We start from the raw sequence: 12,346 nt of genomic DNA, 5'->3' as shown, positions 1-12,346 counted from the left end.
TGGCCGACCTTGGTCAGCGGCCGGGCCCGGTCAGGATCGCGACCTCGCAGCTGATCGCGTCAGGCGCCATGGTTGCTCCGGCGCGCCGGTTCCGGAGCGGGTTGCCGCGCTCTCCGCGATCGCACTCGCCCGCACGTAAACGGCACATCCCTGCATCGGCTGCCCGAGGCCGAACGGGGTGCGCTTGTCGGGTGGCGTAGTGCCGACAGATCCGGCCCCGCCGGATTCCGCAACCAAGGCCAAGGGACATGACCTCCTGCGACACGCGGGAGACCTGCAGCCGCCGCGGTGGTGGTCGCCGAGACAACGCTGTGGCGGCTACCGCTGCCGCTCACGACGCCGCGACTGCCAGCTCAAGGCAACCTCGGTGGTCCGGTCAGGAGCCTTCATCGATACAGCGACCCGACACGATCTTTCATGGCGTCAGATATAGGACTAAATAACTATAGAGTGCTATTTGATATGTTTCTGACTCACCGTAACTCGTGACGCGAGGTGCCTCACCGATGTCCACCGAAGCCGACCGCTACCAGGAACTGGCGTCCCTGCCCTTCGACGGTGGGCAGCCCACCGACGTGACCGCGCGTACGCTGACGGACGAGCTGTATTTCCAGCGGGCGGTGCAGGCCTACCTGTGGGCGCTGCCGGCGGTCAACGCCTGCGCGATGCGCGACGGCCTCGGGGAGGCCTTCGGCCGCGGCTACTCCGTGATGGCGGTGTTCGAGCAGCGCCTGAAGCCCCGCACCCTGATCACGACGCCGAACTGCGACGTCATCTACGGCATGGCGTTCGCCAACCTCGCCGAGACCGGGCCGCTGGTGGTCGAGGCCGCGCCCGGCATCCAGGGCCTGGTCGACGACTTCTGGCACCGGCCCCTGACCGGACCGCTGATCGGCGGCGTGCAGTACCTCGGCGACATCGGTCTGCCCGGGCCCGACCACGGCAAGGGCGGCCGCTACCTGATCGTCCCCGACGGGGCGGAGCCGGAGACCGAGGGCGCGTGGGAGGAGTACTTCGTCTACCGCTCCCGTACGAACAACATCTACTTCCTGCTGCGGGGCTTCTTCTCCTCCGTCGACGACCTGGCGCCCGGTGTCGCCTCCATCGAGGGCATCCGCCTGCACCCGCTCTCCGGCGAGGCGGAGCCGATGCGCTTCGCGCACGCCTCGGAGGTCCCCGCGAACGCCCTGTTCCCTCGCGACGCCACCTTCTACGACACCCTGAACGCCTTCGTCCAAGCGGACCGGATCGACGGTGTCGACCCGTACATGCACGGCGTCCTTGCGGCTCTGGGCATCGCCAAGGGCACCACATTCGCCCCCGACCCCCGCCAGCAGCAGCTCCTGCAGGCGGCCGCGCAGACGGCGTGGAAGAGCGCGAAGACGATCGCCTCCGGCTTCGACGCCGAACCGGACGCCCTGTGGTGGGAAGACCGCCATTGGGTGGCGCACGCCAAGACCGCCCCCGACGACTTCTGGCACACCCTGCTGGACGAGGAGTTCCGCACCCGCGCCGCCGGCCACACCGATGTGAACGCCAAGGCGCACATGTTCGTCAACCACTACTCCATCAGCACCGGCATGATCAGCTCGGTCGTCGGGTTCGGCGCCAAGTACGCCGCCTGCTACCGCGATGCCGCCGGCGACCTTTTGACCGGTGAGCACACCTACCGCATCGACCTGCCGGCAGACCCGCCGGCGAAGCTGTTCTGGTCGCTGACGCTGTACGACGCGGAGACGGCCGCCGAGGTCGACGCCGACGGGCAGACCTTCTCCTCGCTCAATGGCATGAACGCCATCGCCTTCAACGACGACAAGTCGATCACGATCCACATCGGCCCGGAGCGGCCGGAGGACGCCGCCAACTGGATCAAGACCGTGCCCGGCCGCGGCTGGTTCTCCCTGATTCGCTGGTACGGCCCGGAGCAGGCCTTCTTCGACCGGAAGTACAAGCCCGGCGACTTCACCAGGACTGGCTCCGCCTAGCACCCGCGCCCGGCCCCTGTTCCGCCCCCCCACCCTGCGCCGCCGCCACCTGCCCCCACTTGCCTCCAGCCCGCCGAGAAACGGCGCCGCGCCTGGCGAGACCAGTGCGGCCTGCTGGGTTGCCGCTGACCGGATCCCGTGACGGCCGACCAGCACGACAGGCCCACGTCGGAGCCCGTTGCGGCAGATCGGCTCGCACCGAGCCGACGATCAGGCGCTCTGCTTGCCGGTCGACTGTCCGTGCTGTCCCCGTCCACCCGGTCGCAGCCCGATGTCGAGGTCACCCAGGCAGGAAGCGCACGACGCCCCGCCTTGTGGCGTGATTCCGGATCGGCACCGCACCAGCCGCCGCAGTCGCGCGAAGGCAGGTCGCGCGCCATCCACGGCAGGCCCCGGTTGCTGTCACAGGCCGAGGCCAGGACCATGTGCGCAAACGCTCAATCGCACAGTAGGGTTGTCCCTCCCAGCAGGGGAACGCCAGGGGAGGCCCGGATGCGACTGAGCGTGGACGAGCGGCGGGAGCGTGTGCTCGCGCTGGTCCGGGAACGGGGGAGCCTGCGCATCGCGGAGCTCGCGGAGGAACTGGGCGTCTCCACGGTGACCGCGCGCAGGGACGTCGAGACGCTCGCCCAAGCTGGCCGACTGCGCCGTCTGCACGGTGCGGTCCTGCCCCAGGACGACCATCCGGCCCCGGCCTCCGCCGGACGGTCAACTCCTGACGGCGGCAGTGGCCTCGTCCTCGGCATCATCGTCCCCGGCACACGCCTGTACTCTCCTGAACTGGTCCGCGGCGCACAGGATGCCGCGGCGGAGCGGGGTGCCCGCCTGATCCTCGGCATCTCGCACTACCTGCCCGACGAGGACTGCGCCCAGGTCGCCAGGATGCTGAGCGACGGCATCGACGGGCTCCTGATCGTACCCAGCTGGGGCCGAGGGGTCCCGACCCCCGAGCAGGTCGAGTGGCTGCTGACCCTCGAGGTGCCCACCGTCGTCGTCGAACGGCGCATCCCACGGGGCCCCCTGCTGGAGCGGTTTGACGAGGTGCGCTCGGACCACCTGAGGGGCACCGCATCAGCCGTCGACCACCTGTGGGGACTCGGACATCGCAAGATCGCCCTGCTGGCGAGGGAGAGCGTCACCTCCCCCCAGGTGCACGAGGGATTCGCCGCCGCGCTTGAGGAGCTCGGTGCGGAGTCGCCGCTCGCCCCCATCGCCATGGACCCGCCCGGAGAGCCAAAAGGCCTCGATGTCGCCGTGGAAGAGCTGTCCGCCGCACTCGTGAAGGGTCAGGTCACCGCAGCCGTCGTGCACAACGACGAGGACGCCATCGGCGTGGTCCAGCGCCTGCAATCGCGCGGAGTGCGGATTCCCCAGGACATTGCGCTCGTGTCCTACGAGGCCGACCTGGTGAGTCTGGCCGGCGTTGCGCTCAGCGCCGTCGAGCCGCCCCGCCGCGAGGTCGGGGCGGCAGCCGTGCGGCTCTTGGTGGAGCGAATCACCCGCCCCGCTTCCCCCGATGCCCCGCCCTCGGCACGGCAGCACGTCACGCTGCTCCCGACCTTGACCGTGCGGGAGTCCAGCGGCGCCTGACCCGGCCGGTGCAGCATCCCGTCCTACCGGCACGCTCCCACCGCTGCGGGTCCGGCCGCGGTCGGGCTCCCAGCTCGCGCACGGAGCCCGGCCAGACCCGCCCTGACTTGCAACCGATTGATGCAAGTCGATCAATCGCTCTTGACCTTGATCGCCTATGAGCAGATGATGCGGGGAAACAGCAGGCACTCCTTCCGGCTCGCCCACGGCCGACGCCCGAGCCCCTGAGACAGGAGGCACCGGCGGCCCGTGCCCGTTGTTGCGCCGATCCTCGTCTTTCCTTCCAGCGCAGCTCGCGCTCCGGAACCCACCGCGGGAGCCGTCGTATGAACCGTCGTCCCACCACCGTGCTGGCCATGCACCCGAGGGTGCGTCAGTCCCTGCTGGGTCCAAGGCAGCTGGAGCGGCTGGCCCGCGTAGCGGACCTCGACCCGGAGCTTTTGGTCACGGACTTCGCCGACCCGGCCGCCGCTGCTGCCCTGGCGAATGCCGAAGTCCTCTTCTCCTGCTGGGGCTGCCCGCCGCTGACCAGGCAGGCACTGGAGCGGATGCCGCGGCTCCGTGTACTTGTCCACGCCGCCGGATCCGTCAAGAGCTACATGACGGCGGAGGCCTGGCGCCGCGGTATCACCGCGACGTCGGCAGCGGCCGCCAACGCCATCCCGGTCGCCGAGTTCACGCTGGCGGCAATCCTGTTCTCCGGCAAGCGTGTGCACGCGGCCGTCCATGCCTACCGCAGCGAGCGGGCAGCGGTGCAGCTGGCCGCACGCCATCCCGATGTGGGCAACTACCGCCGCACCGTCGGCATCGTCGGGGCATCGCGCATCGGACGGAGGGTGATCGCGCTGCTCGAACCGTTCGACGTCCAGGTGCTGGTGCACGATCCGTTCCTTGGCACCGCGGAGGCCAAGGAGCTCGGTGCGGACCTGGTCGGCCTCGACGACCTGGTCGAGCGCAGCGACGTGGTGAGCCTGCACGCTCCCCTTCTGCCGGAGACCCGAGGGCTGTTCGATGCGGCACGGCTCGCACGCATGCGGGATGGCGCCACACTGATCAACACGGCGCGCGGTTCGCTAGTCGACACCGACGCCCTCGTCACGGAACTGGTCGCCGGCCGGTTGCACGCCGTGCTTGATCACACCGAGCCGGAGGTGCTGCCCGCCGACTCGCCCCTGTATGAGCTGCCCAATGCGCTTGTGACTCCGCACATTGCCGGGTCGGTCGGCAACGAGCTGGCACGCATGGCGGATTCGGCAATCGACGAAGTGGAGCGCCTCGCACTCGGCCGACCGTTCCACCACCCGGTCCACGAGGCCCAGCTCTCCCGCACCGCCTGAGCCTCCGCGAGCGCCGCGCCGCGGCCGCTCGAGTGCGTGTCGAACGGCGACCGCAACCGGCTGTGCCTCCCAGGCGGTCCGCCAAGACCTTGGTGGCCGGGGCGAGCCGGCGGATGAAGCAGGAGCGGCCAACCGGGCCACGGGCCATCGGGGTGCTGCGCGCGTGCGGGTCCACGAGATCGATGACAGCGAGCGGCATCGGCTGCTCCGACCCGTGCGCCGGGGAGCAGGATCGGTGTTCCGCCCCGACGGTTGGTCCTCACGTAGGCGATCGATTCCTAACAGAGTCGATCGAACGTCTCTAAATGAAGCTTTGCTCGCACGGGTGCTACCTCGTTGGTCAGCCCTGATCCAGGCCATCTAACTGCTCTGATAGGGACCTCAAGCTCTGGATGGCCGTCCGTTACCGCCCGGGAGGACGGGATCCTTGTGATCGATCTTCCCGAAGCGATCGGTTCGCACTACAGTGGCGCCCGCATCGGAACGTGCGTCAGGTGCAGCTCGTCCACGCTGCGCAGAATCGGCCGCTCCTTGCGCACCAAACCTGAGGATTCGAGCACCCCCGGGACGGTGGACCGGCCGCCACGTCGCCTCTCCGTCCGCACTCCGCCCCGTGTCAGCCCGTGAACCTGGATCCGTACATGACCTCTCCCCGTGACCGCGCCCTGCAGGTCCTCACCGCCGGTGTGGACAGCTTCCGCAACCACCTGCAGCCCGACGGAGAACTCCACGACCCCTACTTCGGCGAACCCACTCAGTACGGCACCGCCTACCACGCCTACGGCAACGCCGTCCTGGCCGCGCTGCGCCCGCTCCCCGAGCGCGCCGAGCGGCTGGAGCGCGCGCTGCGCGGGACCAGGGCCGCCCTGCGCCACACCGGTGACCGCGAACTGCCCCCCACCGCCTCCGGATTCGACCGCCTCACCGGAACGGTCTTCGCCCGCGGCAACCACCGGGACTTCACCTGGCCTCCGATCGTCAAGACCGTCCGCCTGCTGCCCGGCCTCGGCGCCGACCTCGAGGTCGTCCGAGGCCTGACCGAGCAGGTCGCGGCCATCGACCCGGCCCGGTCGTTCAAGACCGCTCCGCCGTCGAACTGGGCGTCGGTCTGGCTGCGCGGCGAGTGGGCCCGCCACCGGCTGGGCGCCTCCGACTGGACGCTTGAGGACTTCGACCGGCGCCTCGCGGTCTTCTTCGAAGAGCGGATCGACGTCGAGTCCGGGTTCTTCGCCGAGCCCGGACTGCCCAACTCCTACGACCTGTTCACCCGCCTCCACCTCGCCGCAATCCTCGCCGACGGCTACGACGGCGCCGTCCGCCCGCAGCTGGCGCGGCTGATGGCCACCGGTCTTCGCCGCTCCCTTGCGGTGCAGCTGTCCGACGGCTCCCTGGCATCCGCGCACCGCAGCACCGGGCAGAGCTGGACGATCGGCGCCCAGGCGGCCTACTTCACCCTGGCCGCGGCCTGGTTCGCCGCCGAGGGCGACGACCCGTCCCTGGCGAACGCCGCCCGTGGCGCGGCCGACCTGGCGGTGACAGCCCTCGGCCAGCGGCAGCGCCCGGACGGGCCGTTCAGCCCCGTCGACAACCTGCTGGCGCCACACCACCGGGTCGGCTACGAGGGCTACACCGCCGACGCCCACTACTCCAGCCTCGCCCTGGCCTTCCTCGCGGACGCGCTGATGGACGGATACGGCACCGAGGAGATGCCGCCGGTGCCGGTCGGCCGTGATGCGGTGCGGATCGACGGCGCCCCGATCCACCGCGCGGTCGCGCACTGCGGACGCACCAGCGTCCACCTGGACGGCAACCCGTCCCAGGCCTACGACGTCTTTGGCATCGCCGACCTGGCGTTCGGCCCGGGCCGGGCCCTGGGGTTCGGCGTGGCCACCGCGACCGGCACCGAGCAGCGGGCCGGCATCGGCCTGGCCCTGCGCCGCAGCCCCGGCCCGAGCCCGCTGGAGATCCTGTCCGCACGCAGCCACACAGCGACCCTGCCCGACGCCGACGGCGACGCCACCCTCACCCTGGATGCGACCATCCCCGAGGCCGACGGCCTGCCCGCGCGCCGGCACCGGCTGGCGGTGGACATCAAGGAAACCGCCATCGAGGTCCGGGAGTCGACGGCCACCGCGCACTGCTGGCCCTCCCTGCTCATCCCCTACCCGCTCGACACGGGCCGCGACCGGCACACCACCGTCGAGACCCTGCCGGGCGGAGCCCGGCTGCGGATGGGAGACGAGACGGTCGACGTCCAGGTCACCAGCGGCCCGGTCGACAGGGTGATCGTCGTGCCGTCGGTCTGGGAGGGCCGCCGCGGCCTGTACGGCCTGCTGCGCATCGACCTGGCCGAGCCCGCCGACACCCTCACCTACCGGATCGCCTCCACCGCATGAGCCGGCGCGGCACCACCGCGCCATGCCACCCGCCCGCCTGACGCAGCGTCAAGGAGATCCCGCCATGCGCATCCCCCGCATCCTCGGCACCACAGGCCCGCGCCGCCGGGCCCGCCGCGCGGCCGTCGTCGCCGCCACCGCACTCACCCTGGCCGCCGCCGGCATCGCCGGCCCGGGCACGGCCGGCGCCTCGGCCCGCCCCAAGGCCCCGTTCGCCGTGTTCACCAGCGAGCGGAAGGCCGATTCCCCCGGCCTGGACCAATACGGCGCCACCGACGCCGCCGCAACCGTCTACGACGCCTTCCACTTCAGCTGCACCGACACCGGATGCGCAAGCAACCACGGCGCCAACCCGATGCCGACCAAGGACCAGTACCAGGCCATGGTCCGCGCCTACGTCGCCCAGTTCCACGCCGCCCCGAACGCCCCCGTCCTGCTGGACTTCGAGGGCATCATCCTCAGCTCCCTCAAGGGCCAGGCAGCCACCCACGCCCTCGCCCTGTGGAAGCAGCTGATCCTCTGGACCCACCAGGCGATGCCGAAGGCGCCGGTGGGCATCTACTCCTGGGACTGGCTGACGGCCAATCTGGACCTCACCCAGCAGCTCCACGCCCCCGGGCTGCTGGACTTCTTCGCCCCCGACGCCTACATCTACGCCACCACCGACCCAACGATGTGGGCGCAGCACGTGGCGCAGTCGGCCGCCAACGACCGCTCCATCGCACCGAAGCAGCCGATCTACTCCTTCGTCAGCCCCCAGACCGGGCCGCCGAACGGGCCCAGCATGAGCGCCGACCAGGTCCGCCGGATGTTCACCGTGATCAAGAGCAACGACCAGGGCATGATCATGTGGGAGCCCGCGCCGGCAGCCGATGCCAGCGCCTGCGGCTGGCTGGGCGCCTTCAGCGCCGAGGTCGCCGCCGACCAGCACCGCCGGATCCAGTCCGGCCCGCTGGCCGCGACCGCGACCGCCCCGGACGGCAGCTGCGCCGTCACCGCAGGCGCCACCACCGCGCTGACCGTCACCCTCACCAACACCTCGCACGCCACCACGTCGGCCACCGTGCTGCAGATGCCCTACGCCCTGCCCGCCGGGCTCTCGGGAACCTGGTCGAACGCCTCCGTCCCGGCCCTGGAACCCGGTGCCACCTTCCGCACCACCCTGCAGCTGACCGTGGCCGCCACCCACACCGTCTCCAGCGCACCCCTGCACCTGACCACCGCACTCGGCGACAGCACCGTCCCGCTGGCCCTGGGCTGAGCATCCCGACCGCCGCACGGCGCGAGCACACCACCCGCGCCGCGCCGCTGCGGACGGCGAACAACAACCCGGCACCAGCATGCACACCGGCCACCACCACGAAGGGAAGAACACCCATGGCAGCCCTGACCCGCCGCACCCTGCTGCGCACCACCGGTGCCGCCGTCGCGGCATCGACCGCTCCGACCCTCCTGACCGCCTGCGGCTCCGGCGCCAGCAGCGGGAACGTCGCCAACAAGGGCACCAAACTCGCCCCCTGGCCCACCTACATACCCAAGACGGGCCCCGCACCCGACCTCAAGGGCGATCCCGCACGCGGCATCGACGACGCCTACCTCACCTACCCCGCAAAGCTGACCAAGGGCACCTCGGGAAAGCCCGGCGACGGCTCCACGCTCAAGGTCATGACCATCACCTACGGCACCCCGCCGACGCCGGAGGCCAAAAACGCCTACTGGCAGGCGATGGAAAAGGCCCTCGGCGTGAAGATCGAGTTCACCGCGGTGCCGGCCTCGGACTTCCAGAGCAAGATGGCCACCGTGATGGCCGGCAACGACCTGCCCGACGTCCTCAACATCGGCGGCGGCTTCAACCTGCCGCACGAGGCCGACTTCGTGATGAAGACCATGGCCGACCTGTCGGACTACGTCTCCGGGGACGCCGTCAAGGACTACCCCAACCTCGCCAACATACCCACCCGCTCCTGGCGCAGCGTCGGCCGCTTCCACGGCGGCATCTACGGCGTGCCGATCACCCGCGCCAAGCCCTCCAGCGTGCTGTGGATCAACGGCACCGACTTCGCCAAGCACGGCTACAAGCCGGACGGGAACCTGACCCAGGACCAGTTCACCGGCATCCTGCGCGATCTGACCCGGGGCAAGCAGTACGGCACCGGCGGCGCCCAGGACGGCTCGCTGGGCTACACCGCCCACGCCATGTGCTTCGGCATCCCCAACGGCTGGTCCCTCAAGGGCGGCACCTTCACCTCCCAGTTCGCCAGCCCGCACTGGAAGGACATGCTCAGCTACCTCAACACGCTGTGGAAGACCGGCCTGTACTACCCCGACTCCGCCTCGACGTCCATGGTCGATCTGAAGACGATGTACTACAACGGCACCGTCAAGTCCTACACCGACGGCTTCACCGCGCTGCTGACCACGCTGAACCTGGTGCACGACTTCGCGGCCGAGCCGATGACGCTCTACACCCCGAGCGGGATCACCCCGACCCCGTACGCGGGCCACGACAAGTTCGGCTACACCGTCATCAACAAGAACCTGCCCAAGGCGAAGATCAAGATGGTGCTGCGGGTGCTGGACCACCTGGCCTCGCCGTTCGGCACCCAGGAGTACCAGCTGATGCACTACGGCGTGGAGGGCGTCGACTTCACCTTCAGCGCCTCCGGCGACCCGACGCCCACCAAGCGCGGCCAGAGCGAGAACAACGTCAACCTGCCGTTCGGCTACCTGTGCGACGCCCCCCAGGTCCTCTACGTTCCCGGCGCCCAGCAGGGCATCAAGAGCATCCACCAGTGGCAGCAGCTGACCTGCCCCACGATGATCTCCGACCCCACCAACGGCCTGCGCTCCGACACCGCGACCTCCACCGGAGCCACCCTCACCCAGAACATGAGCGACACCATCGTGGGCATCATCACCGGCCGCCAGAAGGTGAGCACCTGGGACGCGGCGGTGCACAAGTGGAAGAGCGGCGGAGGCGACCGGATGGCGCACGAGTATGCCTCCGAGCTGGCCGCCAACACGACCAAGTAGCGGCCCCTCCCCACCCCCGGCGCCTCCACAGAAAGCATTGAGAATGCCGCTGCACGCCATGACGCCCCCTCACCTGCGCCTGCCGCCCCAGGACCGCCGCCTGTCCCCGCTGACCGGGTGGACCCGGGCGCACTGGGAGGCCACTGCCGACCAGCTGCTGGATGCGCTCGTCCCGTACGCCACCCGTCGCGGCGCCCAGTACCGGCTTCCCGGGCGCCTGAGCCGCTCAGGGGTGACCTCCGACGGCCTCGAGGGATTCGCCCGCAGCTTCCTGCTGGCAGCCGTGCGCATCGCCGGCGCGCAAGGAGGCACCGAGGACCTCATCGAGCGGTACGCCGACGGCCTGGCCGCCGGCACCGACCCGAGGAGCGGCGAGGCCTGGGCCCCGATCACCGACCTGTCGCAGCAGATTGTGGAGGCCGCCTCGATCGCCATCGGCCTGCACGAGAGCCGCACCCAGGTGTGGGACCGGCTGGACCCCGCCGTGCAGCAGTCCACCGTCGACTGGCTGTCGGGCGTGGTCGGCGCCCGGATCCCGGACAACAACTGGCGGCTCTTCCAGGTCGTCGTCGAGCAGTTCCTGGCCTCGATCGGCGCGCCCCATGCCCAGGACGACATCGACTCCGGCCTGGAGCGGATCGAGGACTGGTGGGTCGGCGACGGCTGGTACACCGACGGGAGCGGCAAGAACTTCGACTACTACTGCGGCTGGATGCTGCAGACCTACCCACTGCTGTGGGCCCGGATCGCCACCGCCACACCCGGCGCCGACACCTCCCGCGCCGAGGTCTACCGCGAGCGGCTGCACGCGTTCCTGACCCACTATCCGCAGTTCTTCGGCGGCGACGGCGCCCCGGTCCACCAGGGCCGCTCGCTGGTCTACCGGTTCGCCTGCCTCGCGCCGGTCTGGATGGGCGAGCTGGCCGACTGCACCCCGCTGCCGCCCGGACAGGCACGGCGCCTGGCCTCGGCCACCATGCGGCACTTCGCCGACCGCGGCGTCCCCGACGAGCGCGGGCTGCTGGGCCTGGGCTGGTACCAGCCCTACCTGCCGCTCACCCAGCCCTACTCGGGCCCGGCCTCGCCCTACTGGGCGTCCTCGGGCTTCCTCGGCCTGCTGCTGCCGCCGGACCATGCGGCCTGGACGGCGATGGAGTGCCAACTTCCGCTGGAGACCGCCGATCAGGTCACCGCCCTGCCCGCCCCCGGCTGGCTGCTGCACGGCACCCGCAACGACGGCATCGTCCGGCTGATCAACCACGGCAGCGACCACCTGCCCGACGAGGACCTCCCTTTCAGCCCGACCGCCGTGGTCGCACACAACCCGCACTACGCCAAGTTCGCCTACTCCAGCTCCACCGCGCCCGAGTCGGCCCCGCACGCCTGGTCCCGCAACCTCGACAACCACATCGCCCTGCTCGCCCCCGACGGCACGCCCTCCCACCGCGGCCGCATCCACCCGCTGGAATGCTCCGGCGCCCGCGCCTCCTCCTGGCACACCGCCCACCTACCGGGCCAGGAGCCCGGGACCGGGCACCGGATTGAGACCACCAGCCTGATCCACGGTCCGTGGGAGATCCGCGTGCACCGCATCGACGCCCCGGCCGGCACCCCGATCCGCGAGGGCGGATACGCCGTCGCCTGCACCGAGCAGCCGATCGCGCTGACCGGCGACGGCTGGGCGCTGGCGCGCAACGCCGACCAGCTGAGCAGCGCCGTGGTGGGCCTGTACGGCTGGGACGCGGCCGCAGTGGCCCGCGAGACCGAGGCCAACGCGCTGGGGCCGCACTCCGCCACCCCCTACCTGACCCGAGCCGCCCACCCCGCAGGCCACACTGTGCTGGTGACGCTGGTGGCACTGGCACGGGATGTCCTGCACCCCCGGGCCCTTCGCGAAGCGATCACCGTGACCGTCGAGGACGACGTCGCCCGCATCCGGCTCCCGGAGGGAACCGAGCTGCAGGCCTGAGCACAAGGCGCACCGGCCCGGGCCGCCCGTCTACCG

At 70.7% G+C, this 12,346-nt stretch carries 7 protein-coding genes; all 7 read left to right on the top strand.

Features of this window, described 5'->3' with window-relative positions; all coding sequences use genetic code 11:
- The first annotated feature begins 506 nt into the window (after window positions 1-506).
- The 7 genes from BIV57_RS01330 to BIV57_RS01300 all read left to right on the top strand — a co-directional run bounded on the left by BIV57_RS01330 (window position 507) and on the right by BIV57_RS01300 (window position 12,310).
- Window positions 507-1,985, top strand: coding sequence for a DUF1214 domain-containing protein (locus BIV57_RS01330; RefSeq protein WP_071654690.1), 1,479 nt, complete (start codon window positions 507-509; stop codon window positions 1,983-1,985).
- 492 nt (window positions 1,986-2,477) lie between these two features.
- Window positions 2,478-3,575: a LacI family DNA-binding transcriptional regulator gene (locus BIV57_RS01325; RefSeq protein WP_071654689.1), complete on the top strand. Its 1,098-nt coding sequence runs from the start codon at window positions 2,478-2,480 to the stop codon at window positions 3,573-3,575.
- A 326-nt stretch (window positions 3,576-3,901) separates the two neighbouring features.
- A complete protein-coding gene (locus tag BIV57_RS01320; protein WP_107409394.1) occupies window positions 3,902-4,912 on the top strand; it encodes a hydroxyacid dehydrogenase in 1,011 nt (336 codons plus the stop codon).
- A gap of 641 nt (window positions 4,913-5,553) precedes the next feature.
- Entirely contained in the window at window positions 5,554-7,308 is a 1,755-nt protein-coding gene (locus tag BIV57_RS01315; RefSeq protein WP_071654688.1) for a hypothetical protein, read from the top strand.
- 64 nt (window positions 7,309-7,372) lie between these two features.
- Entirely contained in the window at window positions 7,373-8,569 is a 1,197-nt protein-coding gene (locus tag BIV57_RS01310; RefSeq protein WP_071654687.1) for a hypothetical protein, read from the top strand.
- Between the two features lie 116 nt (window positions 8,570-8,685).
- Window positions 8,686-10,341 (top strand): extracellular solute-binding protein, encoded by a 1,656-nt coding sequence (locus BIV57_RS01305; RefSeq protein WP_071654686.1) that lies wholly within the window; start codon window positions 8,686-8,688, stop codon window positions 10,339-10,341.
- A 58-nt stretch (window positions 10,342-10,399) separates the two neighbouring features.
- Entirely contained in the window at window positions 10,400-12,310 is a 1,911-nt protein-coding gene (locus BIV57_RS01300; RefSeq protein ID WP_071654731.1) for a DUF2264 domain-containing protein, read from the top strand.
- The last annotated feature ends 36 nt before the right edge of the window (window positions 12,311-12,346 follow it).

The organism is Mangrovactinospora gilvigrisea (assembly GCF_001879105.1).
GTDB classification, from domain to species: domain Bacteria; phylum Actinomycetota; class Actinomycetes; order Streptomycetales; family Streptomycetaceae; genus Mangrovactinospora; species Mangrovactinospora gilvigrisea.
This window is presented reverse-complemented; position numbering and strand designations above follow the sequence as displayed.

Bases quoted from the DNA above. Each gene is read 5' to 3' on its own strand.
- BIV57_RS01300 (WP_071654731.1), top strand. From the start codon at position 10,400: ATGACGCCCCCTCACCTGCGCCTGCCGCCCCAGGACCGCCGCCTGTCC.
- BIV57_RS01330 (WP_071654690.1), top strand. From the start codon at position 507: ATGTCCACCGAAGCCGACCGCTACCAGGAACTGGCGTCCCTGCCCTTC.
- BIV57_RS01305 (WP_071654686.1), top strand. From the start codon at position 8,686: ATGGCAGCCCTGACCCGCCGCACCCTGCTGCGCACCACCGGTGCCGCC.
- BIV57_RS01315 (WP_071654688.1), top strand. From the start codon at position 5,554: ATGACCTCTCCCCGTGACCGCGCCCTGCAGGTCCTCACCGCCGGTGTG.
- BIV57_RS01320 (WP_107409394.1), top strand. From the start codon at position 3,902: ATGAACCGTCGTCCCACCACCGTGCTGGCCATGCACCCGAGGGTGCGT.
- BIV57_RS01325 (WP_071654689.1), top strand. From the start codon at position 2,478: ATGCGACTGAGCGTGGACGAGCGGCGGGAGCGTGTGCTCGCGCTGGTC.
- BIV57_RS01310 (WP_071654687.1), top strand. From the start codon at position 7,373: ATGCGCATCCCCCGCATCCTCGGCACCACAGGCCCGCGCCGCCGGGCC.